Genomic DNA, 21174 nt, shown 5'->3' on the forward strand with positions numbered 1-21174 from the left:
ATGGCCGGATCACCTCTCAGCCGGCCGGCTCCTTCCGCGCGCCGACCCGCGCTACCGGGGCCATGGACTGGCTGGGCCGAGAAATCCGGCTGCGGCAAGGTCAGCCCCATGGATGCGTACCGACGTCCCCGGCGCCGGCCATCAGCGCGTTTTCGGCCTGTCCAAAAGAAGTTGCGCCAGTGTGCACTTCGACACAGACCGGCGAGCCGCGCTGTTGCAAGGGTGGACCTCGAAAGGCCAGACGCCCAAACGGCGGAACAACGGGCCGGGCGATGCAGTCTGACAAGCAGGCCCGCCGTCGCTTTATGAGTCACGGCACCATGACGTCGATCACCAAGACGATGGCCGTCTTCGGCACGAGCGCCGCCCTGGCCAGTGGTCTCCTGACCACCGGTCTGATGAACGGTGCGGCCCAAGCCGCCTCCCTCCCTGCCACGAGTACCGCAGGGTCGGCGAGCGCTCACCCGTACGACGGAAAGGATCCGTACAGCAGCGGGTGCGCCCGCTCCAGGGTCAACACCGGGAAGAAAGCCTCGCTCAGGAACGAGGTCGGAGACCGCCTGGGCACGATCCGGCTGTTCTACTCCCGCCAGTGCGGCACCAACTGGGGCGAGGTGTCGGTCGCCACGGGCGCTTCCGGCACCATCACGGTCTACACCGGCACCAAGAGCAGATCCTTCACCTACCGGCCCGGGAACGGCGGGCACCACTGGGGCAACATGATCTACGCCCCCAGCGGCATCTGCGCCAAAGCCACGGGCACGGTGACGGCCGGGGTGGGCCGCGCCAACAAGGGCAGCGGCACCACAGCCAAGGCCTGCGACTGAGCCACGCGGGCGCTCCGCGTGGCGCGCGGGTCCCGGCGAGGCCGATGGACCGGCTCTGCCCCACGCCGACGTGATCAGCGGAGGCAGGATCACCACGATCGGCGCTGTGTTCAACGACGCCCCCGTCAACCGCCTCGCCCGACGCGACGATGACGTGGGTTGCGCAGCTCCCCGCACGTGGTTGGGGCGCGCGGCTGCGCCTGCAGGTCGCCCTTGAAGGGGTGAACGGCCTCCGCGCAACTGCCGGCTTTCGCACGCCGACCCGGAAACCCCCGTATCAGCCCTCAGACAGCAAGGAGGAAATCCATGCGCACGTTCCAGCTCATTGGCACTACCGTCGCTGCCGTTTTCGGAGCGACCATGCTGGCCGGTCCGGCGGCCCAGGCCGCTCCCGCGCCTGCCACCGCCGCGGCCCGGTCCACCTCTGCCGCCACGGCCGACAGCACCGCGATGAGCCTGGCGGAGGCCAGCATCAGGTGCGGCAAGGGCCTGGGTGGCAAGAGGAAGGTGAACTTCAGCTGGGAGAAGGGCAACGCCACCACCAAGATCTACTTCAACAACCACTGCAAGAAGGGTAAGAAGATCACTGCGGCGGTGGTGAGCCGCAATTACCGCGTCGACCACTGGCAGTACTGGTGCAGGCCGCTGGACACCAATGGCCGGACCAAGGGGAACAAGAAGTTCTCCAACAGCGGCTACACCGTCTGGAAGGTCCTTCGCGGCCACAAGAACAAGTACTGCAGGGTGCGATAGTCCAGTCGCCCTCCTCGACGCGCCCCTTGCGCGGTCAGCCGGACCGCGCAAGGGGCGCGTCAGGTTCGAATACCGCGCCATGATCGCCAGGGTCCGGGTGAGCGTCGACGCCACTCCTGTCTCGGAGTTCGACGACGTCCATGCGACGACGCAGGAGTGGATCTTCCAGACGGTCTTCCAGTTGCTGGGCGAGCAGCCGCTGGTCGCCGACGTGCGGGCCACGCTGTTCCGGGCGCTGTCCACGATCCAGGGGGTCTCGGTCAAGCAGGACGCGATCGACGCGGCGGGGCGCAACGGGACCGTGTTCGTCTACACGGGAGCCTCGGGCATTACCGGGACCAGTGCCGGCGCCGCGTGGGTCGCTCGCACCCTCGAGACTGCCATCGATGTCCTCAGAGGGTGGCGTCAGCTCGGGCCGCCGCCGAAGCTGATCTCATTGCCGTCCGTGTCCCGGTAGGTCACCTTGGTCGCGCCACCGTCGTACCTCTCGCGCTTCGCGGGCTCGATGCCTCGCCGGGCGATCTCGGCGACCCGTCCGTCGAGGTCGTCGACGAACGACAGCACCAGCGCGTTCCCTGCCCGTTGCGGATCTTGCACGATGTAGACGTACCGGTGCTCGGCCACCTCCCACACCGCCTCGATGTCGTTCGGCAGGAAGGACGGCGGCCCACCGAAGAACTGCTCGTACCATGGCAGCGCCGCGGCATAGTCGGTGACGGGTACGCCTGCGAACAGATCGAGCGTCATGTGGTCATCCCTACGTCGTCGATGGGTCGCCGGTAATGACCTCGGCAGTGTCGGAAACTCATCGTCGCGATGATCTGACGCAAAGCCGCCCGGTTCCCCGGCCGCGGTGCGAGGGCAGGGACCCCCATTCCACGTCGATGGTGCCATGCCGGGCATCTCCCACGAAGAGGCGGATCGGGCTCCATCTAGCGGAGGAGCACCGGCAGCGTCGTGGGACCCTCGGTGATGAGTGACGAGGTGTACGGGATCTCGCCGGGCTCGACCGCCAACCGGAGATCGGGGAACCGGCCGAACAACGACGCCAGCGCGATACGTGCCTCGAGCCTGGCCAGCGGCGCCCCCAGGCAGAAGTGCGGACCACGGCCGAATCCGAGGTGCGCGTCCGGCTCCCGTACCGCGTCGAACCGCGGCGCCTCCCCGCCGAATCTGGCGCTGTCCGTCCCGGTGCTGGAGATGCCGACCATGATGGGCTGGCCCGCCCCGACTGTCACCCCGCCGAGCCGCACGTCCCGCAGCGGATACCGGAACATGACGCTGATCACCGAGTTCCTGCTGCGCAACGCCTCCTCCACCGCCTGCTCCCAGACGTTCTTCGCACGCGCGAAGACCAACTGCTCCGGGTCCGAGCACAGCGCGACGACCGTGTTGGCCAGCAGGTGAACCGTGGTCTCGTGACCGGCGATGAGCACCAGCCACAGGATCCACATCATCTCGCTGTCGGACAGGCGGTCGCCGTCGTCCTCCTGCGCACGTATCAGCCCCGTGGTGAGATCGTCGCCCGAGTCGTCGCGCTTGCGCTCGATGAAGGCGGCCAGATACCCGAGCAACCCGGCGTTGGCGGCGAGCATCTCCTCCGGCGAGGTGGTGTGCTGCAGCAGAGTGTGGCTCCAGTCGCGGATCTGCTGCTGCTCACCCTGCGGCACCCCGAACAGCTCGCAGATCACCATGACCGGCAGCGGCTCGGTGAACAAGCGCACGAGGTCCACCGCGCCGCTCTGGCCAGCCATCCGGTCCAGCAGTTCGTCGGTGATCCGCTGGATGCGCGGGGCCAATCCCTGTACGCGGGCGGGGGTGAAGGCCCGGTTGATGAGTCCCCGCAGCCTCCGGTGGTCCGCGCCGTCCTGGGTCAGCAGGTGCTCTCCCTCGATGAGCTGGCGCAGCGGCCAGTCGGCCGGGATGGTGCCGTCGTTCAGCGCCGTGAAGTTCGCCGGGTTCTTGCTGAACAGCGTGTCGTCGTTCGTCAGGACCTCGTTGACCAGTTCGTACGAGGTCACGAGCCAGGCGGGCACCTGGCCCGGCAGCTCGACGCGTAAGATCGGCCCGCTCTGGTCGAGGTAACGGCGGAGGGTCGCGGACGTCCGCTCCGACGGCACGGGGATCTGGAGAGGAGTAGCCATGGATTTCCCCACTGTGGGATGAATGTCCCCCTCACTTTCCGCGTTGGGTTCGACCGGGCCAAGTCGTGAACGTTGTCACTGTGGAGCCCTCAACCTCTGCCGCTTCCGCCATTGCGGAACGTGAAGGTCTGCTCGGAAGGCCGTGGCGGAGCTCCGGTCGTCCGAGCGGATGAGGGTCCTCAGCTCGCTCATCCGGTCCCAGGTGTTTCCCGGGATCATCGGAGTGGAGGGCGGTGGGTCCGGAATGGGCGGCGGCTTATCTCGGGGAACGGGCCAGGTCGCTGGGCGGCATGCCGCGGACCCGTTTGAAGGCGTTGCTGAAGGCGAAGCCGTCGGCGTACCCGACCCTCCTGGCCACGGCGGCGACAGTCGCGCCGGGCGTGCGAAGGAGGTCGGCGGCGATGGTCATTCGCCACTCCGTGAGATAGAGCAGGGGCGGCTGCCCGACCAGCTCGGCGAAGCGCCGGGCGAACACCGCCCGCGACATCCCCACCTCCGCGCCCAGGCCCGCGACCGTCCACGGGTGGGCCGGGCGTTCGTGCATCAGGCGCAGCGCCCGCCCGATCCGCGGGTCGGCGAGGGCCCGGTAGCCGGGCGGGGCCTCGACGTCGGGCCGCGCGAACCACGACCGCAGGGCCCGTACCAGCAGCAGGTCCAGGAGCCGGTCGAGCACGACCTGCTGGCCCGGCTCCTCCCGGCCGATCTCGACCGCCAGCAGATCCAGCAGCGGCGTGAACTCGAGCTCCGGCGGGATGACGGCCACCTCGGGCAGGGCCTTGAGCAGGCGCTCGGACACGTCGCCACGCAGCGGATACTCGGCGGTGACGAACAGGTCGGAGCCTTCGGCGCTGAACCCGTACGTGCGCGGCCCCAGCACGAGGTTGGGCGCGGCCGTCGCGGGGCCGTCGGCCGTCGTCCAGCACGTCTCCGCGTCGTCGACCACCACCTGGGGCTCCGTCCCCGGGCGGTCGGCCACAGTGAACGGCCGCAGGCCGCGGACCAGGACGACGCCGCGCTCCCCGACCCGGACGGGAGCCGCGCCGTCGCGCACGATCCAGGACTCGCCCCGCAGCATCGCGCCCAGCGCCAGCGGGGCGGGATCGTTGAACCGCACCGCCCACGGCGGCTCGGCGACCGACTGGCAGAAGATCGCGCCGTCCGCCCGTACACCCGCGAGATAGTCCTCCAAGAGGTCCATGATGAGACGATCTCACATGCGTGCGAGATAGATGGCCATGGAGTGTCTCGCTCGGCACCCGATGTACTGGCCTCATGTCCGATTCACCTGTTCTCGTACTTGGCGCCCGGGGTAAGACCGGCCGCCGCGTCGTCGCCCGGCTCGACCGCCTCGGCCATCCCTTCTGCGCGGCCTCCCGCTCCGGCGGCACCAGATTCGACTTCGCCGACCGTGACACCTGGGGGCCGGCCCTGGACGGCGCGGGGGCGGTCTACCTCGTCCCGATGAGCGAAGCCGTGCCGGCCGCCACCGTGGAAGAGTTCCTCGCGGCCGTGACCCGGGCCGGCGTCCGCCGGGTGGTGCTGCTGTCGGCACGCGGCGTAGGCGGCGCGGCGGACCCGTACCAGGAGCCGGTCGAGCTGGCCCTGCGCGCGACGGGCCTGGAGTGGACGATCCTGCGCGCGGCCTGGTTCGCGCAGAACTTCGGCGAGGACCTGTTCCTGGAGCCGATCCTGTCCGGGGAGCTGGCGCTGCCGGCCGGGGAGGGCCGGGAGACGTTCGTCGATGCCGAGGACATCGCCGACGTCGCGACCGCCGCGCTCGTCCAGGACGGCCACGCGGGCGAGATCTACGAGCTGTCCGGCCCCGAACCGGTGTCGTTCCGCACCGCGGTCGAGATGATCTCCGAGGTCACCGGGCGGCCCGTCCGCTACACGGCGCTGGAGACCTCCCGGTTCACGGCCGCGCTGACGGCTCAGGGAGTGCCCCCGGAGGCGGCCGACCTGGCGGCCGAGCTCCTGGGCCGGATCCGCGACGGCGCCGGTGAGCGCGTCGGCGACGGTGTACGGCGAGCGCTCGGCCGCGACCCGCGGTCCTTCGCCGATTACGTCAAGACGGCCGCAGCCGCGGGAACCTGGGGCAACTGAGCCGAGGCCCGGAGTGCCTCGGCAACACAAGACGAGACGTTTCGTCTCGTGCTATGGTCGCTTCGAACCCCACCCATGAGGAGTGAGTCATGGCCCGAGCGACCGACCCGAGGACCGGCGGACTTCGCCACGCTGAGGCCTTCGTCGAGGTCGCGGACGGTTATCGGCTCTGGGTGGAGACGACCGGCGATCCGGAGCGTCCCGCCCTGTTGCTGGTGATGGGAGCCAACGCGAGCGGGCTGACCTGGCCCGGCAAGTTGGTCGAGCTGCTGTCCCGCGACCACTTCGTTCGTCCGCTACGACCACCGTGACACCGGACGCTCCACCCATGCCTTCCACGAGCGTCCCTACCCGATCCGGGTGCTGGCCGACGACCCGATCGCGGTCCTCGACGCGCTGCGGATCGCACGTGCTCACGTGGTCGGGATGTCGATGGGCGGCACCCTGGTTCAGGTGCTCCTCCTCGACCATGCGGACCGGCTGATGAGCGCCACGATCTTCGGCTCCGCGCTGATCGGCGGGGCGGCCCCCGACCCCGGCATCTCCGACGCCGACCTGCCCGGGCCCGACCCCCGGCTGCTCGCTCTGTGGGTGCCCGGTCTCGGCCACGCGCTGCCCCACGCGGTCGTGCCGTCCCTCGCGGCGACGATCACCACCCACGCCGGTGGGCGGCCCTGACGTTCACCGGCGTCGGCGGGTTCAGGTGGCGAAGTCGGCAAGAGCGGGCTCCAGCAGATCGAACGCCTGGGTGGCTTCCGCGCCGATGGTGCGGGCGATCTCGTCGTTGGAGCGTCCGGCCAGGGTCAGGTCCTGGATGCGTTGGAACAGGATGCGGTGAACGGTGCCCAGGAGCCCCGCGGCGGTCCGGACGGTGATGTCGTCGGGAGTGGTGCCGGTGGCCTCGGCGAGGGCTTGGGTGAGGCGGTGCTCGCGCTGGTCGTGCAGGCCGCGCAGGCAGATGGTCAGGGTGGGGCTGTCGGCGATCATGCGGGCGAAGGCCGCGCCGGAGAAGCCGGCGACCGGGTCCTGGGCGGCGATGGCGTCCTGCAAGGCGCGGCGCAGCGCGGTCAGGGCGGATTGCCCGGGCTGCCGGGTGGAGACGGCCTGGGCCAGGGCGGCGGTGAACTCCTCCTGGTGGTCCAGGGCCAGGTCTTCCTTGCGGGCGAAGTAGTTGGTGACGGTCTTCTTGGCGACGCGGGCGGCGGCGGCGATCTCCGCGATGGTGGTCTGTTCGAAGCCTTGGGCGATGAACAGCCGGGTGGCGTGGTCGGAGATGAGCTGCCGGGTCTCCTGCTTCTTGGCCTCCCGCAGGCCGATGGGCGACTCGAGCGGGGCGGGGTCGCCGGCGGTCTGGGCCGGAGTCTGGGTAGCCATGGGGAAATATTACCCCCGTAGCATTTTTATGTTGACACCCCCGAGCCGTCTGGGCTAAATTTACACCCGTCGTAAGTTTGCGACCATGGAACGCCGACCGGAACGAAGGAGAGTGCCCATGCGCCACCTCGACCCCGCCGCCGAGCAGGCCATCCCCGCGATCGACCGCACCGATGTGCTGACCGGGCAACTGGGCCACCACCGGCCGGAGCAGCCCCTCAAGCGCGGCGACGACCTCCGCCACCTGCCCTCCGATCGTGCCGTCCGCGGGCGACGCGAGCCCCGTGTCGCCCGCAACATCCCCCGCCGCCGCGGCTACTGACCCGCGTCGGCACCTCACACCTCCGTCCCGGCTCCGACCCGACAGGGAGACCTTCTTGCAGATCATCGCGTCCACCGTCTCGCTCACGATCGACGACATCGCCGCCTCCCAGGCGTTCTTCACCACTCACCTGGGCTACTCCGTTCAGGCCGCCGCCGACGGCTTCGTCTCCCTCACCCGCACCGATGCGGTGGACATCGTCCTGCTCGCCCGCGGCATCCAGGTCCTGCCGCCTGAGCAGCGTGATCAGCACGCGGCGGGCCTGATCCTGGCGCTCACCCTCGCCACCGGCCTACAGGACCAGGAGAAGCGCCTGCGTGACGCCGGGGTCGAGATCACGATGCCGCTGCGTGAAGAGCCCTGGGGCGAACGCCTGTTCCAGGTCACCGACCCCAACGGCGTGATCATCCAGTTCGTCGAATGGGCCACGCCCGACAACGCCTGAGGACGCCGTCGCGACCAGCTCACCTGGCTGACTGCTGAAAGGCGCCTAGGATGATCGTCGCCGGAAGTAGTGCACGGTCAGGATGGCGAGCAGCGGGCCCCAGGCGGCCAGCGGCGCGTACGTGACCCAGAAGGCGACCGCCTGCCAGCCGTGCACGATCAAACCCTCGGGGCTCCCGTTGATCATCCGGCCGAAGGCGAACATGACCAGCGCGTACGGGAAGACCAGCAGCACCGTAGCACCCAGGCCGGCGGGGACGACGGCCGCCAGGACCGGCACCCGGCGGCCGCCCAGCCCGGGGATCCAGCGCGGCCACACCTCACCCCACCGGGCGACCAGCCCGACGGTGAGGAACGCCGTCGCCTCGCTGACGACGCTGAGCGTGACGATGTACCACCACTCGCCGTCGATCAGCACCGGCCCGTGGCCGGGCGGGGGCGCCCCGCCGAACTCCAGCAGCGGCGCCCCGAAGATGAAGGCCGCGATCCGCCAGATGCCGGAGGGCAGCGGGGTCAAGGTGGTGGCGTAGGCGGCCCACACGGCCCAGCGGGGCACGCCCACCGCCGTCCGGCCGTGCAGCTTGGCCAGGATGGCCGGAAGCCGTCCGGTCCGTGGTGTTCCGCCGAGGGTGGTGGTCATGCGGGGGCCTCCGGTCAGGCAGGTGGTGTTCGCGTGGCGCGTTCCGATGCTCGCCGCCGCGGCGTCCGTGAACATCCCCCACGTGGGGGACTCGTATGAACCACCTGCCAGGCCGTCTGCCCAGGGTCAGAGCGTGATCCACTCCGTGCTCGTGGTCACCGCGTCGAGCACCTCCGGGATCGGGTCCACGCCCAGGCCCGGCCCCGCGGGCACCTCCAGGTGGCCGTCGGACAGCTCGAACGGCTGGGTGATGTCGGTGGAGTAGTAGCGCCGCGAGCCCGAGGTGTCGCCGGGCAGCGTGAAGCCCGGCAGGGCGGCCAGGGCCACGTTCGCCGCCCGGCCGAGGCCGGTCTCCAGCATGCCGCCGCACCACACCGCGATGCCGTTCGCCCGGCACAGGTCGTGGATGCGCCGCGCCTCCAGGTAGCCGCCGATCCGGCCGGGCTTGATGTTGACGATCGAGCAGGAGCCGAGCGCGATGGCGGCGGCCGCGTGCTCGGCCGACTCGATCGACTCGTCCAGGCAGATCGGCGTCTTGAGCTGCTTGGCCAGCCTGGCGTGCTGCACGAGGTCGTCGTTGGCCAGCGGCTGCTCGATCAGCAGCAGGTCGAACGCGTCGAGCCGGGCCAGGCGGCGGGCGTCGCTCAGCGAGTAGGCGGCGTTCGCGTCGACCTGGAGGAGCACGTCGTCGCCGAACCGCTCGCGCACGGCCCGGACCGGCTCCAGGTCCCAGCCGGGCTCGATCTTGAGCTTGATGCGGACGTACCCCTCGTCGAGGTAACCGCCCACGGCGTCGAGCAGCTGCGGGATCGAGTCCATGATGCCGACCGACACCCCGCACGGCACCCGCGTGCGGGAGGCGCCGAGGAAGCGGGCGAACGACTCGCCCGCCGTCCTGAGCTGCGCGTCCAGCACCGCCGTCTCCAGCGCGGCCTTCGCCATCCGGTGGCCCTTGATGGGCTCCAGCGCGCGGCCGACGTCGTGCACGTCCAGCGTCTTCGGCAGCGCGGGCAGCAGGAAGCGCCGGATCACCTCGGCCGCGCCGTCGGTGTACTCGGAGGAGTAGAGCGGCTCGTCCATGGCCACGCACTCGCCCCACCCCTCGGCGTCCGGCGTCACCACCCTGACCAGCAGGACGTCGCGGGCCGTCTCCGTGCCGAACGACGTGCGGAACGGCGCGACCAGCGGCATGGCGATCCGCCGCAGCTCAACTCCAGTGATCTTCACTTCTTCTCCACTACGTAGTAGGACTTCCCGGAGAACCCCGTGACCGCGCGGCCCTCGGCCATCAGGCCGCCCAGCACGTCGCGTACGGCGTGCCGCCACGCCTTGGCCGTTCCCGGGTCGGCGCCGCGCAATCCCGCGATGTCCGCGGGCACGGCCACCAGCACCGTGCCGGCGTCCACCGGACCGGCCACCGGCCGCCCGCCCACGTCGGCGAGCGCCACCACGGCGTCCGGCGGCGGGCCGTCCGACGGTCGTGCCGAAGCATCCGGCCGCGCCACAGCCTCCACGCGCGGGTCGGACAGCGTCCAGACGGCCAGGAGCCGGTCGGACTCGTCGCCCTGGTTGATCGCGTCGTCCATGACCCCGTAGAAGCAGGGCAGGTACTCGCGGGGCCGGGCGCCCAGCTTGGCCAGGTTGAAGTGGGCGTTGCGGCGCATGAGCGGATCGTACGTCCAGGTGATCCGCTCCAGCCCGCGCTCCAGGGCCCACCTGCGCTGGTGCAGCTTGAGCGCGAACCCGATGCCGCGCCCGGCCGCCGCCCCCGTGACATGGGAGTGCAGGGCGTTCCCGCTGGCCAGGAACCCGACCGAGCCGCCCACCAGGCGGCCGCCCTCGAAGGCGCCCGCCACGTAGCCGCCCGCGTGCGCCAGGGCCCGCATCAGCTCGATCGTGATGGGCGGGGCGCCGGTCCCGAAGTGCCAGATGTCGTCGAACAACGCATCCACCTGCTCGAACTCCGCCATCTCATGGAGCTCCCTGACCTCGACCAACCTGCCGCTCCTCGTCTCGGACGTTCCCAGGCGACGGTATTCGATGGCGGGGCCGCCGCGATTCGTCCGGGTTCACCAAGCCGGGGCCGGGCTTTGGTGGAAGCGGCTAACAGGGTGTGATGAGGAGCCTGCTGGGGGCCTCCTGGCTGAGGCGTACCGACTCCAGGGGGACGGCCCCGGCCAGGCAGGTGTGTACGGTCTCCGCCCGCACGTCACCGGCGAGCGAGCTGCGGCCGTCGCGGCGGATCTCCACCGCGCACGGCCCCGGCTGCGCGGCCATGACGAGGCCCGCGGCGGTCGCCCCGGCCAGCGCGCCCGGATCGCTCCCGGTCCAGCCGTAGTGCCACATGCCCGCCGCCACGACGGGCGCCGCGGGGCAGCAGTCCGGCGCGGTGGCCACCACGTCGATCCCCTGGGACAGGGCCTCGGCGATCTCCTCCGCGCACGTCGCCACGAGGGTGCCCACGCGCAGCCCGGGAAAGCCGGGCATCGGGCCGCCTGCTCCGTAGATGAGCTTGATGCCCGTTTCGAGGGGTCCGGGGCCGCCGTCGTGCCAGCCGCAGATCACCATGTCGAGCGACCCGGCAGATCTCCACGTGCCGATGCGCAGCATGATTCTGGACTACCCTTGACCGTGGATCATCACACACCGTCACGAGCTAGGGTGACGAGAGTGGAAGATGAGATCGCGCGGGTGCTCGGCGGCGCCGACGCCGTCGTCGAGCCGCTCACGCACAACCCGCTGAACGCGGTGACCGGCGGCATCTGGCGGGTGCGCAGGGGGTCGAGGTCGGCGGTGCTCAAGGTGCTGACCCGCCGCAAGGAAGGCGGCGCGGGGTGGGGGCACTCCGACGATCCGCGCCACTGGAACTACTGGCGCCGGGAGGCCGACGTCTACGCCGACGGCCTGCCGGGGCTGTGGGCGGGCTCGGGGGTGGCCGCGCCGAAGCTGCTGGAGCTGGTCGAACGCGACGACGGCGACCTCGCGCTGTGGACCGAGGACGTGGCCGGGCGGCCCGGCACCACCTGGGACCTCGGGCGTCACACGCTGTTCGGGCGCCAGCTCGGCCTGGCCCAGGGGGCGGCGGGCCGGGTGGAGCGGCCGTGGTCGAGCCGGTCGTTCCTGCGCGACTACCTGGGCTCGAAACCGGTCCCGTACGAGCTGCTGGAGGACGACGCGGCCTGGCGGCACCCCCTGGTCGCCGAGAACTTCCCGCCCGGGCTGCGCGGGGAGCTGGTGCGGCTGCACCGGGACAGGGAGGAGTTCCTGGCCGTCCTGGAGTCGCTGCCGAGGGCGCTGTGCCACCTCGACGTGTGGCCGAGCAACGTGATCGACCGCGACGGGGAGAGCGTGCTGCTGGACTGGGCGTTCGCGGGCGACGGCGCGCTGGGCGAGGACGTCGGCAACCACATCCCGGACAGCGTGTTCGACCTGTTCCTGCCGGCCGCTCTGCTGCCCGCGCTCGACGCGGCCGTCCACGGGGCGTACGTGCGGGGGCTGCGGGATTCCGGCTGGCGCGGTGACGAGCGGCTGGTGCGGCTGGCGGTGTGCGCGTCGGCGGTCAAGTACGACTTCCTGACCCCGCTGATGCTGGCCCGGGCAGGGGAGACGCAGCTCGACTACGGCGGCGCCACGCCCGTGGACGCGGCCCGCCGGTTCAGGGAGCGGGGCGAGGCGCTGATGTTCCTGGCGGGATGGGCCGACGAGGCCCGCAGGCTGGCCGAGGCCGTCAGGCTCCCTTAGCGGTCGAGGACGTGCAGGGTGTGCGGGTACGCGCCCAGCGGCACCGGCCCGTCGTCCGCGCACACCACCACGTCCGCGACCCGGGCCCCGAACAGTTCGGGCACGTAGATGGCGGGCTCCAGGCAGAACACCATCCCCGGCTCGAACACGGCGTCCTCGCCCGGCCACGGCCCCTCGTCATGCCCCAGCCCGACGCCCCGGCCCACGTGCGCCGCCGCGAAGCGCCCGTACCCGCTGCCGTCGATCACCTCGCCCACGGCTCTGGCCACCTCGTCCACCGGCACGCCGGGCCGCACGGCCGCGAGCCCGGCCCGGTGGGCGGCCAGCACCACCGAGTACATCGCCTCGAAGTCGTCCGGCGGCTCCGCCACGGCGAACACCCCGGACACCTCGGCGCAGTAGCCGCCCCACCGCCCGCACACCGCCACGGCCAGCGCGTCCCCGGGGTTGATCACGCGCTCCCCGGGCACGTGCGCGGGCAGGGCCGTGTGCTCCCCGGCCGCCACCCGCAGTGACAGCAGCTCCTCGCACCCCGACTCGGCCAGCAGCACCCGCAGCCGGTAGGCCATCGCCCGCTCGGTCGCCCCGAACCAGGCCAGCTCCAGCGCCTGCCCCAGCACCCCTTCCGCCGCCGCCACCGCGCGCCCGACGGCCTCGACCTCGTACGGCTCCTTGCGCAGCCGCAGCGGCCACAGCACCGAGGAGGCGGGTACGAGCTCGGCCTCGATCGCCAGCCCGAACAGCTCCCGCACCCGCATCTCCGGGTCCACCCCGACCCGGCGCGCCCCCGCGGGCACCACCCCGGCCGGATCGCCGGTCTCGGCCACCACGTCCTGCGTGACCACCAGGTACGCGCCCTGACGGTCCCCGAGAAGGCTCCCGAGAAAGCGGGCGTCCGGCGAGGGCCGCAGCACGAGGGCCTCCACCCCGGCCTCGTCCATGGCCGCCCGCACCGCCGCCAGCCGCGCCGCGGCGGCCCGCGGCCCGGGGACGGGGGTCACTTCGGCTCGTGCAGCCAGCAGGCGACCGGCCCGAACTCCGGTTCCTTCACGCGGCACACGTCCATCACGGACGGGCACCGCGGGTTGAACCGGCACCCTCCCGGCGGGTTCGCCGGGTCCGGCACGTCACCGGCCAGCTCGGCGGGCAGCACCCCCATCCCGTCGGGCTTGGGGATGGCCTGGAGCAGCGCCTTCGTGTACGGGTGCTTCGGGTCCGCCCACACCTCGGCCGTGTCGCCCACCTCGACGATCTTGCCGAGGTACATGACGGCGATCCGGTCGGCGATCAGCCGCACCACGGACAGGTCGTGGCTGATGAACAGCAGCCCCGCGCCCGAGTCCACCGCCAGGTCCCGCATCAGCCTGGCCACCTGCGACTGCGCCGAGGCGTCCAGCGCCGAGATGGGCTCGTCGCCGATCAGCAGCCGCGGCCGGGCCGCGAGCGCCCTGGCGATGGCGATGCGCTGCCGCTGCCCGCCGGAGAACTCGTGCGGGTGCCGGCCGGCGAAGTCCCGCGGCAGGCCGACGCGTTCCAGCAGGTCGGCGGGGGAGGTGGCGGTGTCCTGCGAGGTGCGCAGCCCGTCGGCGATCTGGTCGCCGACCCGCCGCCGGGGGTTGAGGGAGGCGTACGGGTCCTGGAAGACCATCTGGATCCCGGTCAGCTTCCTGCGCCGCAGGCCGAGCGGCGTGACCGGCTGCCCGTCGAACGCGATCGAGCCCGCGGTGATCGGGTTCAGCCCGCAGACGGCGCGGGCCAGCGTCGACTTGCCGCACCCGGACTCGCCGACCAGCCCGACGACCTCGCCGGGGTTGACCGCCAGGCTGGCCCCCGCCACGGCCCGCACGGCGGGACGCCCGGGGGAGCGGTGCTCGACGACCAGGTCGTCGATGGCCAACAGAGTCATTGCGCCTCCGCGTCGGGTAGGGACTCCAGCAGGGAACGCGTGTAGGCGTGCTCGGGCGCCCGCAGCACCCGCCCGCGCGGCCCCGACTCCACGACGAGGCCGTCCTTCATCACGCTCACCTCGTCCGCCACCGCGGACATCACCCCGAGGTCGTGGGTGACCAGCAGCACCGCCAGCCCCAGCTCGTCGCAGAGCCCGCGCAGCAGCCGCAGCACGCCGGCCTGCACGGTCACGTCGAGCGCGGTGGTCGGCTCGTCGGCGATCAGCACCTTGGGGGAGCAGGCCAGCGCGATGGCGATGGCGATGCGCTGGCGCATCCCGCCGGAGAACTGGTGCGGATAGCGCCCGTACGCCTCCTCGGCGCCCGGGATGCGTACCTTGCCCAGCAGCTCCACCGCCCGGGCCCGCGCCTCACGCTTGTCCAGCCCCAGGTGGTGGCGCATGTGCTCGGTGAGCTGCTTGCCGATGGTCAGCATGGGGTGCAGGCTGGTCGCCGGATCCTGGAACACCATGGCAACCTCGCCGCCGCGCACCCGGTTCAGCTCCTTGGGCGGCAGGGTGAGCAGGTCGCGCTCGCCGAGCCGGATCGCGCCCGACACGCGGGCGCCGTGGGGCACCAGCCCGAGCACGGCCAGGCCCGTCATCGTCTTGCCCGAGCCGCTCTCCCCGGCCAGCCCGTGCACCCGGCCGGGCTCCAGCGCGAGATCGACGCCGCGCAGGATCTCCTTGCCGCCGATCGACATCTTCAAGTCGGTGATGTCCAACGTCGTCACAGGTCCTCCTTCGTCGGACCTGCGACCGGGTCGCTGTGCTGTCTCGTTCCCTCGCTTCGCTCGGTCACAGTGCACGCTCCTTGATCGCGCGGGCCGTACGGGGGTCGAGCGCGTCCCGCAGGGTGTCGCCGAGGAAGTTGAACGCCAGCACCACCGTAAGGATCGCCAGCCCCGGGAACGTCGCCACCCACCAGCTGTCGAACACCTCCACGCCCGAGGCCACCATCGCCCCCCACTCGGGGGACGGCGGCTTGGCCCCGAGGCCCAGGAACGACAGCCCGGACAGCAGCAGCAGCGCGGTGCCGATGTCCAGCGTCGCGAGCACGAGGATGGGGCCGGTCACGTTCGGCAGCACGTCCACGCGCAGCGACCGCCACACCGAGAAGCCCAGCAGCCGCCCGCTCAGCACGAACTCCCGCTCGCGCACCCCCAGCACCAGCCCTCGCGTGACGCGGGCGTACGCGGGCCAGGCCACGACCAGCACGGCCAGCACCGCGTTCGTCAGGCTGGCGCCCAGCGCGGCGGCCACCACCATGGCCAGGATCACGGTCGGGAACGCGAACACCAGGTCCGCCAGCCGCATGATCGTCTCGTCGACCCACCGGCCGAAGTACCCGGCGCAGGCGCCGAGCAGCCCGCCGATCAGCACCGACAGCACGACCAGCAGCAACGTCAGCGGGATCGACACCCGGGCCCCGTACATGACGCGGCTCAGGATGTCGCGGCCGAGCTGGTCGGTGCCGAACCAGTGCCCGGGCCCCGGCGGCGCGAGCCGCGGCAGGTCCTGGGCGAGGGGGTCGTGCGGCGCCAGCATCGGTGCGGCCAGCGCGATGACCAGCCAGGCCACCGCCAGCACGGCGCCGACCACGGCCAGCGGCTGCCGCCACGCCTCGGGCAGCCGGGCAAGCAGGCCCCTGCGGGCCAGAGGGTCCCGCCGTCTCATTGCAGCCTCACTCGGGGATCGATGACGCCGTACAGGACGTCCACGATCAGGTTGATGACCAGGTAGACGACGCCGACGACCAGGCCGACGCCCATGACGGCGGGCAGGTCGAGGGTGGTGGCGCTCTTGTACGCGTACTGGCCGACGCCGGGCCAGGCGAAGATCGCCTCGACCAGCACGGTGCCGGACAGCAGGCTGCCGAACGCCAGGCCCGCCACGGTGATGATGGGCACCAGGGCCGAACGCAGCACGTACCGGAAGAGGATCACCCGGCCGGGCAGGCCCTTGGCCCTGGCGGCGCGCACGTAGTCCTGCCCCAGCACCTCCAGCACCGCCGAGCGCGTGAAGCGGGTGAGCAGGCCGATCGTGTAGAGCGCCAGCACCAGCGCGGGCGTCACGAGGTGCCCGACCGCGGAGGAGAACACGTCCCACCGGCCCGCCACCAGCGCGTCCACGGTCTGCAGCCCGGTCACGGCCGGGACCGCGCCGTTGAGCGCCGCGTCCACCCGGCCGCTGCCCGGGGTGAGCTGCAGCCGGTAGAAGAACACGTAGAACGCCACCAGCGCCAGCCAGAACGTCGGGACCGAGATGCCGATGAGGCTCAGCACCCGCAGCGCGTGGTCCGACAGCCGGTCCCGGCGCAGCGCGGCGATCACGCCGAACGCCACGCCCAGCACCAGCGACACCAGGATCGCCGCCCCGGCCAGCTCCAGCGTCGCCGGAACGAACTCGGCCAGGTCCTGGCTGACCGGCCGGTGACTCTGCTGGCTGGTGCCGAGGTCGCCGTGGACCAGGCCCTGGAGGTGGAGCACGTACTGCTCCCAGAGCGGCTTGTCCAGGCCGTGCTCGGACCGCCACTGGGCCACGATCGCCGGATCGCCCAGCGCCCGCTGGCCGAGGTTGGCAGCCACGGGGTCGCCGGGCACCAGGTTCGTCAGGACGAACGTGACGAGCGTGATGCCCCAGGCCATCAGGACCGCGAGCAGGATGCGCCGGATCAGGAAGCGGACCAGCGGATGGGCCCGTCTCGCCCGGCTCCGGCGGGGTTCGCCCGGGATGTCGGACACCTGCGAGGCTCCCTTACTTCACGCCGAGGTCGGCCACGTCCACCGTCCACACCGGGTGGTACTCGAGGCCGGTCACCGACGCCGCCGTCACGATGTTCTGGCCGGGCTGGATCAGCGGGACGAACGGGCCGGAGGCGTTCAGCTTGGTCTGCACGTCCACGTAGGCGGCCTTGCGGGCGTCGTCGCCGATCGCCGTGGCGGCCTTGTCACCGGCGGCCTCGATCTCCTTGGCCGCCCCCGCCTTCCAGCCGGCCCGCAGACCCACCGTCTTGCCCGGCAGGAACGCCAGGTAGTCGCTCGGGTCGGGGTAGTCCGGGCCCCAGTACCACAGGCCCATCTCCTCCTTGCCGTTGCGGTAGTTGTCCAGGGCCGTGGTGACCGGCGCGGGCTGCAGGTCGACCGTGATGCCGACCTCCTTGAGGTTGGCCTGGATGCGCTCGGCCAGCGGCTGGAAGGACAGGCCGTTGACGGTCAGCTCACTCGGGTACTCCAGCTTGACGGTCGGGTTCGACACGCCGCTGGCGGCCAGCGCCGCCTTGGCGCCCTCGACGTCCCGCTTGGCCGCCTGGTCGGCGGGCAGCGCGCCGAGCAGCTGCGACGGGATGACGCCCGGCGCCTGCGCCGAGCCCTCGCCGGCCAACTCCAGCAGCCCCGCGTAGTCGACGCCCTTGCGGACCGCCTCGACGAACTTGGGGTTCGTCGTCGTCTTGCTGATCGCGGAGTCCTGGTTGGCCAGCAGGAAGATGACGTTCGCCGAGGCGGTCTTCTTGACCTGCAGGGTCGCGGGCATGCCGGTGACCTGGTCACCCGACAGGTTGAGGGCGATCTGGCTGTCGCCGCGCTGGACGTTCAGCTTCTGCGTGGCGGCCTCGACGTTGCGGATGACGACCTTGTCGTAGGCGGGCTTGGTGCCGTAGTACTTGGGGTTCGCCTTGAGCGTGACCTGGCTGCTCACGTTGAACGACTCGATCTGGTACGGGCCGGAGCCCGCGGAGGCCGAGTTCAGGTACTGCTCGGCCTTGTCCTGGGCGTCCGTGGTGGCGCCGTGCTCCTTGGCGACCTTGCTGTTGAGGATGCCGAGGGCCGGGTTCGGCAGGATGTACGGCAGCGCCGGGTTGGCCGCCTTCGACGTCAGCGTGATCGTCGAGTCGTCGGTCTTGGCGACCTCGACGCCGTCCAGCAGGAACGACGGCGTGCCCTTCATGTCCCGCACGCGCGTCAGCGAGAACACCACGTCGTCCGCCGTCAACGGCGACCCGTCCGCGAACGTGGCGCCCTTCTTCAGTTTGAGCGTCAGGATCTTGCCGTCCTTGCTCAGCTCGTACGACTCCGCGAGCGCGGGAACCGGCTTGGTCACGTCGGCGCCGTCGAACGTCAGCAGCGTCTCGTAGACGGCCTTGCCGACGATCAGGCCCGTCGGCTCGTACGTGCGGCCCGGGTCGGCCGTCTTGAGGTCGAAGGACGTGTCGATGACGAGGGTCTTGCCCCCACCGCCGGACGCGGCGGGAGTCTGGGAGCCGCCGCCGCTACCGCAGGCGGCCAGGGCGAGTGCACCGGCGAGCAGCACAGCCGCCGTCTGCGAGCGGGTCGCCATGATGGGTCCTCCAAGATTTGGACGTTCGGCAGGAAGATGTCGAGGATTGTGCGGCAGAACGTCCAGGCACTGTGCGGTCGGTGAGACGTATATAAAGGTCAGTGAGGTAATGATGAGTGAAATTTCCAGAAATGGTGTCGGCGGCGGCGGTCAGCCTGGACGGATCGGCATCGGTCTCGAGCTTGACGACATCCACATGAAGATCCTCGAGGTCCTGCGCGAGAACGGCAGGATCTCGGTGGCCGCACTGGCCGAACGGGTGGGCATCTCCCGCGCGAACGCCTACACGCGCTTCGAGGCGCTGCGCGCCGACGGCGCGATCAAGCGTTTCACCGCCGAGATCGACCACGTGCGGGCCGGGCTCGGCATCACCGCTCTGATCTTCGTGACCGTACGCCAGCAGATGTGGAAGCAGTTCAGGGCCGAGCTGGCCCGGATGCCGGAGGTGGAGTACTGCGCGATCACCACCGGGCAGCACGACGCCATGATCCAGGTGCGCGTGTCCGACGTGGCCGCCGTGCACACCATGGTGACCGACCGGCTGGCCAACATCCCGGCGGTCAAGGCGACGGAGACCGTGTTCATCCTGGACGAGGTGCTGAAGCGGCCGTACGTGCTGCCCAGCGACCGCGACCGTGATCGCGACCGGGCCCGTCCGGCGCGGCGGCCCGTCCAGGAGGGGGCGCAGGGCGGCGTGCCGCTCGGCAAGATGCGCTTCGTCGGCGCCGCCGAGGGCCGCGCCGCCCTCCGCAAGGACGACTGAGTGATCAGCCGACCTCCCTGCACACGCTCACGTGCACCGTGTCGTCCCCGTCGAAGCTGAACTCCTCCACCAGGCGCAGCAGCCCGTCGTCCCCCTTCTCGATGCGGCTGCTGCTCTGGCCGCCCGCCTTCCCGCCGGCCTTCAGCGCGTGCGCGTACGAGATCGCCACCTGGGCGTCGTCACGCATGCCCACGAAACGCCCGTGGGTCACGGTGTCGCCGGAGTAGCTGCCCCACACCACCCCGTCGGACTCCTGGTACAGGAACTCCGTCGGGCTGTCCGGGTCGACTGCGCTCGCGGTCGAGCTCACCATCACGAATTTGCGGCCGTTGAGATTCACGCCCGTCATGGTGGCCCACATTCCCGAAATATCAGCATTCGTCTGGACGGATCGTGAGGGGAGCGGTCAATGATCGACAATCCGTCCAGCCGGGATCGTCACCCTGGGGGCCCGTACGCGAACCCTTCCATGGAGGAGGCCCGCCACCGCGGACCATGCGGGACCTGCGCAGTCTCGCCAGAACGTCTACCAGCGCGTCACGGCCGCCCCGGACCGCTGGGCCTTCACCGTACACGACGGCCCCCTCCTCGTTCTCAAAGCCTGGCAAACCCGCTCTGACCAGGTTCGACGGCCGGTGGACAGGAAAGGGGGCGCAGGAGAGGGCCTCGCCGCGGGGCCGCTGCTTCCGTAAGAAGAGGAGACGGCATGTCTTCTTCTGCCACGCACCGTGCCGTACAGGTCGCCGAGCCCGGCGGGGACATGTCTCTGGTCCGGGTGGACACCCAGGAGCCGGGCCCGGGCCAGGTACGGGTCACCGTCGAGGCGTGCGGGGTGTGCCACTCCGACGCGCTGATCATCGCCGGGCACATCCCGGGCACCACGTACCCCGTCACGCCGGGTCACGAGATCGCGGGACGCATCGACACGATCGGCGCCGACGTCGCCGGCTGGGCCGTCGGTGATCGCGTGGCGGTCGGCTGGTACGGAGGCAGTTGTGGCCACTGCGACGCCTGCAGGGAGGGCGACGGCATCCTCTGTCCCGAGCTCCAGGTGCCGGGTGTCGCGTACGCCGGCGGGTTCGCCGACTCCGTCGTGGTGCCGGCCGTCGCCCTGGCCGCGGTCCCGGACGAGCTCACGGCGGTGGAGGCCGCGCCCCTGGCCTGCGCCGGCGTGACCGTGTACAACGCGCTGCGGCGCAGCTCCGCGCGCTCCGGCGACACCGTGGCGATCCTCGGTCTGGGAGGCCTGGGGCACCTGGGCGTCCAGTTCGCCGCGAAGATGGGCTTCGACACCGTCGCGATGGCCCGCGGTCCCGAGAAGGCGTCGCTGGCCCACAAGCTCGGCGCGGCCCACTACATCGACACCGCCGCCGAGGACATGGCCGACGCACTGCAGGCGCAGGGGGGAGCCAAGGTGGTGCTGGCGACGGTGACCAACGCCGCGGCGATGTCCCGGACGATCGACGGGCTGGGCCGCCGCGGCGAGCTCATCATCGTCGGCGTCGACATGGAGCGGCTGGACATCACGCCCCTGCAGCTCGTGAACGCGGCCAGACGGGTGCACGGGCACGCTTCCGGCATCGCGGTCGACACCCAGGACACCATGAGGTTCGCCGCCCGGAACGGCGTCCGGGCGTGGACCGAGGAGGTCCCGCTGGAGGAGGCCGGTGCGGCGTTCCAGAAGATGCTCTCCGGCCGGGCCCGCTTCCGCATGGTGTTGACCACGGGTAACTGATCACGGTGGCTGGGCTGGAGCGGTGGGCTCGCTTTGTCACAGGTG

General features: G+C 71.2%; 25 protein-coding genes and 1 pseudogene. 11 read left to right on the top strand and 15 right to left on the bottom strand.

Translation table 11 applies throughout. The features are described from left to right. The first annotated feature begins 320 nt into the window (after nt 1-320). The 3 genes from ACIHFD_RS12695 to ACIHFD_RS12705 all read left to right on the top strand — a co-directional run bounded on the left by ACIHFD_RS12695 (nt 321) and on the right by ACIHFD_RS12705 (nt 2037). A complete protein-coding gene (locus tag ACIHFD_RS12695; protein ID WP_397366930.1) occupies nt 321-827 on the top strand; it encodes a DUF2690 domain-containing protein in 507 nt (168 codons plus the stop codon). 306 nt (nt 828-1133) lie between these two features. Next, complete coding sequence (locus tag ACIHFD_RS12700; RefSeq protein WP_397366931.1) at nt 1134-1580, top strand: hypothetical protein; 447 nt, start codon at nt 1134-1136, stop codon at nt 1578-1580. Nucleotides 1581-1659: 79 nt separating this feature from the next. Then, entirely contained in the window at nt 1660-2037 is a 378-nt protein-coding gene (locus ACIHFD_RS12705; protein WP_397366932.1) for a hypothetical protein, read from the top strand. Here ACIHFD_RS12705 and ACIHFD_RS12710 read toward each other — a convergent pair. The 3 genes from ACIHFD_RS12710 to ACIHFD_RS12720 all read right to left on the bottom strand — a co-directional run bounded on the left by ACIHFD_RS12710 (nt 1986) and on the right by ACIHFD_RS12720 (nt 4922). Next, a complete protein-coding gene (locus ACIHFD_RS12710; RefSeq protein WP_355196072.1) occupies nt 1986-2327 on the bottom strand; it encodes a VOC family protein in 342 nt (113 codons plus the stop codon). The two genes, ACIHFD_RS12705 and ACIHFD_RS12710, sit on opposite strands and share 52 nt — an antisense overlap. A 185-nt stretch (nt 2328-2512) precedes the next feature. After that, nucleotides 2513-3724: a cytochrome P450 gene (locus ACIHFD_RS12715; RefSeq protein ID WP_397366933.1), complete on the bottom strand. Its 1212-nt coding sequence runs from the start codon at nt 3722-3724 to the stop codon at nt 2513-2515. 256 nt (nt 3725-3980) lie between these two features. Next, nucleotides 3981-4922: an AraC family transcriptional regulator gene (locus ACIHFD_RS12720; RefSeq protein WP_397366934.1), complete on the bottom strand. Its 942-nt coding sequence runs from the start codon at nt 4920-4922 to the stop codon at nt 3981-3983. Between the two features lie 74 nt (nt 4923-4996). On the opposite strand from ACIHFD_RS12720, the gene ACIHFD_RS12725 reads away from it, so the two are divergent. The 3 genes and pseudogenes from ACIHFD_RS12725 to ACIHFD_RS12735 all read left to right on the top strand — a co-directional run. Beyond that, nucleotides 4997-5827, top strand: coding sequence for an NAD(P)H-binding protein (locus ACIHFD_RS12725; RefSeq protein ID WP_397366935.1), 831 nt, complete (start codon nt 4997-4999; stop codon nt 5825-5827). An 89-nt stretch (nt 5828-5916) separates the two neighbouring features. Further along, nucleotides 5917-6138: a hypothetical protein gene (locus tag ACIHFD_RS12730; RefSeq protein WP_397366937.1), complete on the top strand. Its 222-nt coding sequence runs from the start codon at nt 5917-5919 to the stop codon at nt 6136-6138. Between the two features lie 40 nt (nt 6139-6178). After that, nucleotides 6179-6505, top strand: a pseudogene (locus tag ACIHFD_RS12735) (alpha/beta fold hydrolase); the annotation flags it as partial. Between the two features lie 21 nt (nt 6506-6526). Here ACIHFD_RS12735 and ACIHFD_RS12740 read toward each other — a convergent pair. After that, a complete protein-coding gene (locus tag ACIHFD_RS12740) occupies nt 6527-7201 on the bottom strand; it encodes a TetR/AcrR family transcriptional regulator (protein WP_397366938.1) in 675 nt (224 codons plus the stop codon). A gap of 118 nt (nt 7202-7319) precedes the next feature. Here ACIHFD_RS12740 and ACIHFD_RS12745 point away from each other — a divergent pair, with 118 nt between their 5' ends. Continuing rightward, nucleotides 7320-7523: a hypothetical protein gene (locus ACIHFD_RS12745; protein WP_397366939.1), complete on the top strand. Its 204-nt coding sequence runs from the start codon at nt 7320-7322 to the stop codon at nt 7521-7523. A gap of 55 nt (nt 7524-7578) precedes the next feature. Further along, complete coding sequence (locus ACIHFD_RS12750; RefSeq protein WP_397366940.1) at nt 7579-7968, top strand: VOC family protein; 390 nt, start codon at nt 7579-7581, stop codon at nt 7966-7968. A 45-nt stretch (nt 7969-8013) separates the two neighbouring features. Here ACIHFD_RS12750 and ACIHFD_RS12755 read toward each other — a convergent pair whose 3' ends face one another. The 4 genes from ACIHFD_RS12755 to ACIHFD_RS12770 form a co-directional block, all read right to left on the bottom strand. After that, on the bottom strand, nt 8014-8607 hold the full coding sequence (locus tag ACIHFD_RS12755; protein WP_397366941.1) for a hypothetical protein: 594 nt from the start codon (nt 8605-8607) through the stop codon (nt 8014-8016). A 126-nt stretch (nt 8608-8733) separates the two neighbouring features. Then, a complete protein-coding gene (gene menC, locus ACIHFD_RS12760) occupies nt 8734-9834 on the bottom strand; it encodes an o-succinylbenzoate synthase (protein ID WP_350727943.1) in 1101 nt (366 codons plus the stop codon). Further along, a complete protein-coding gene (locus ACIHFD_RS12765; protein WP_397366942.1) occupies nt 9831-10604 on the bottom strand; it encodes a GNAT family N-acetyltransferase in 774 nt (257 codons plus the stop codon). The genes menC and ACIHFD_RS12765 overlap by 4 nt, the downstream gene beginning before the upstream one ends. A gap of 106 nt (nt 10605-10710) precedes the next feature. Continuing rightward, on the bottom strand, nt 10711-11217 hold the full coding sequence (locus ACIHFD_RS12770; RefSeq protein ID WP_397366943.1) for an acyclic terpene utilization AtuA family protein: 507 nt from the start codon (nt 11215-11217) through the stop codon (nt 10711-10713). Between the two features lie 60 nt (nt 11218-11277). Between ACIHFD_RS12770 and ACIHFD_RS12775 the strand changes: the two genes are divergently transcribed. Continuing rightward, nucleotides 11278-12348, top strand: coding sequence for a hypothetical protein (locus ACIHFD_RS12775; protein WP_397366944.1), 1071 nt, complete (start codon nt 11278-11280; stop codon nt 12346-12348). On the opposite strand, the gene ACIHFD_RS12780 is transcribed toward ACIHFD_RS12775, so the two are convergent. The 6 genes from ACIHFD_RS12780 to ACIHFD_RS12805 all read right to left on the bottom strand — a co-directional run bounded on the left by ACIHFD_RS12780 (nt 12345) and on the right by ACIHFD_RS12805 (nt 18631). Beyond that, nucleotides 12345-13349, bottom strand: coding sequence for a M24 family metallopeptidase (locus tag ACIHFD_RS12780; protein ID WP_397366945.1), 1005 nt, complete (start codon nt 13347-13349; stop codon nt 12345-12347). The genes ACIHFD_RS12775 and ACIHFD_RS12780 overlap by 4 nt on opposite strands. Continuing rightward, nucleotides 13346-14254, bottom strand: a complete 909-nt coding sequence (locus ACIHFD_RS12785; RefSeq protein ID WP_350727948.1) for an ABC transporter ATP-binding protein — start codon at nt 14252-14254, stop codon at nt 13346-13348. The genes ACIHFD_RS12780 and ACIHFD_RS12785 overlap by 4 nt, the downstream gene beginning before the upstream one ends. Continuing rightward, nucleotides 14251-15027 carry an ABC transporter ATP-binding protein gene (locus ACIHFD_RS12790; protein WP_397366946.1) on the bottom strand — a complete coding sequence of 259 codons (777 nt, stop codon included), beginning with the start codon at nt 15025-15027 and terminating at the stop codon, nt 14251-14253. The genes ACIHFD_RS12785 and ACIHFD_RS12790 overlap by 4 nt, the downstream gene beginning before the upstream one ends. A 64-nt stretch (nt 15028-15091) precedes the next feature. Then, nucleotides 15092-15970, bottom strand: a complete 879-nt coding sequence (locus tag ACIHFD_RS12795) for an ABC transporter permease (protein WP_355196099.1) — start codon at nt 15968-15970, stop codon at nt 15092-15094. Next, complete coding sequence (locus ACIHFD_RS12800; RefSeq protein WP_397366948.1) at nt 15967-17037, bottom strand: ABC transporter permease; 1071 nt, start codon at nt 17035-17037, stop codon at nt 15967-15969. Before ACIHFD_RS12800 ends, ACIHFD_RS12795 begins: the two co-directional genes overlap by 4 nt. 13 nt (nt 17038-17050) lie before the next feature. Then, nucleotides 17051-18631 carry an ABC transporter substrate-binding protein gene (locus tag ACIHFD_RS12805; RefSeq protein ID WP_397366949.1) on the bottom strand — a complete coding sequence of 527 codons (1581 nt, stop codon included), beginning with the start codon at nt 18629-18631 and terminating at the stop codon, nt 17051-17053. Nucleotides 18632-18743: 112 nt separating this feature from the next. Here ACIHFD_RS12805 and ACIHFD_RS12810 point away from each other — a divergent pair, with 112 nt between their 5' ends. Further along, the gene (locus ACIHFD_RS12810) at nt 18744-19394 is read left to right on the top strand and encodes an Lrp/AsnC family transcriptional regulator (protein WP_397366968.1); all 651 of its coding nucleotides are present in this window, start codon (nt 18744-18746) and stop codon (nt 19392-19394) included. A 4-nt stretch (nt 19395-19398) separates the two neighbouring features. Here ACIHFD_RS12810 and ACIHFD_RS12815 read toward each other — a convergent pair whose 3' ends face one another. Further along, nucleotides 19399-19743 (bottom strand): hypothetical protein, encoded by a 345-nt coding sequence (locus ACIHFD_RS12815; protein ID WP_350727953.1) that lies wholly within the window; start codon nt 19741-19743, stop codon nt 19399-19401. A 357-nt stretch (nt 19744-20100) separates the two neighbouring features. Between ACIHFD_RS12815 and ACIHFD_RS12820 the strand changes: the two genes are divergently transcribed. Next, nucleotides 20101-21129, top strand: a complete 1029-nt coding sequence (locus tag ACIHFD_RS12820; protein WP_397366950.1) for an alcohol dehydrogenase catalytic domain-containing protein — start codon at nt 20101-20103, stop codon at nt 21127-21129. Nucleotides 21130-21174 lie beyond the last annotated feature (45 nt).

It is taken from the genome of Nonomuraea sp. NPDC051941 (assembly GCF_044593615.1).

What these genes read in the sequence shown, in the direction of transcription:
- ACIHFD_RS12695 (WP_397366930.1), top strand. Translation starts at nt 321, where the DNA reads ATGACGTCGATCACCAAGACGATGGCCGTCTTCGGCACGAGCGCCGCC.
- ACIHFD_RS12700 (WP_397366931.1), top strand. Translation starts at nt 1,134, where the DNA reads ATGCGCACGTTCCAGCTCATTGGCACTACCGTCGCTGCCGTTTTCGGA.
- ACIHFD_RS12705 (WP_397366932.1), top strand. Translation starts at nt 1,660, where the DNA reads ATGATCGCCAGGGTCCGGGTGAGCGTCGACGCCACTCCTGTCTCGGAG.
- ACIHFD_RS12710 (WP_355196072.1), bottom strand. Translation starts at nt 2,327, where the DNA reads ATGACGCTCGATCTGTTCGCAGGCGTACCCGTCACCGACTATGCCGCG.
- ACIHFD_RS12715 (WP_397366933.1), bottom strand. Translation starts at nt 3,724, where the DNA reads ATGGCTACTCCTCTCCAGATCCCCGTGCCGTCGGAGCGGACGTCCGCG.
- ACIHFD_RS12720 (WP_397366934.1), bottom strand. Translation starts at nt 4,922, where the DNA reads ATGGACCTCTTGGAGGACTATCTCGCGGGTGTACGGGCGGACGGCGCG.
- ACIHFD_RS12725 (WP_397366935.1), top strand. Translation starts at nt 4,997, where the DNA reads ATGTCCGATTCACCTGTTCTCGTACTTGGCGCCCGGGGTAAGACCGGC.
- ACIHFD_RS12730 (WP_397366937.1), top strand. Translation starts at nt 5,917, where the DNA reads ATGGCCCGAGCGACCGACCCGAGGACCGGCGGACTTCGCCACGCTGAG.
- ACIHFD_RS12740 (WP_397366938.1), bottom strand. Translation starts at nt 7,201, where the DNA reads ATGGCTACCCAGACTCCGGCCCAGACCGCCGGCGACCCCGCCCCGCTC.
- ACIHFD_RS12745 (WP_397366939.1), top strand. Translation starts at nt 7,320, where the DNA reads ATGCGCCACCTCGACCCCGCCGCCGAGCAGGCCATCCCCGCGATCGAC.
- ACIHFD_RS12755 (WP_397366941.1), bottom strand. Translation starts at nt 8,607, where the DNA reads ATGACCACCACCCTCGGCGGAACACCACGGACCGGACGGCTTCCGGCC.
- ACIHFD_RS12770 (WP_397366943.1), bottom strand. Translation starts at nt 11,217, where the DNA reads ATGCTGCGCATCGGCACGTGGAGATCTGCCGGGTCGCTCGACATGGTG.
- ACIHFD_RS12785 (WP_350727948.1), bottom strand. Translation starts at nt 14,254, where the DNA reads ATGACTCTGTTGGCCATCGACGACCTGGTCGTCGAGCACCGCTCCCCC.
- ACIHFD_RS12795 (WP_355196099.1), bottom strand. Translation starts at nt 15,970, where the DNA reads ATGAGACGGCGGGACCCTCTGGCCCGCAGGGGCCTGCTTGCCCGGCTG.
- ACIHFD_RS12805 (WP_397366949.1), bottom strand. Translation starts at nt 18,631, where the DNA reads ATGGCGACCCGCTCGCAGACGGCGGCTGTGCTGCTCGCCGGTGCACTC.
- ACIHFD_RS12810 (WP_397366968.1), top strand. Translation starts at nt 18,744, where the DNA reads ATGAGTGAAATTTCCAGAAATGGTGTCGGCGGCGGCGGTCAGCCTGGA.
- ACIHFD_RS12815 (WP_350727953.1), bottom strand. Translation starts at nt 19,743, where the DNA reads ATGACGGGCGTGAATCTCAACGGCCGCAAATTCGTGATGGTGAGCTCG.
- ACIHFD_RS12820 (WP_397366950.1), top strand. Translation starts at nt 20,101, where the DNA reads ATGTCTTCTTCTGCCACGCACCGTGCCGTACAGGTCGCCGAGCCCGGC.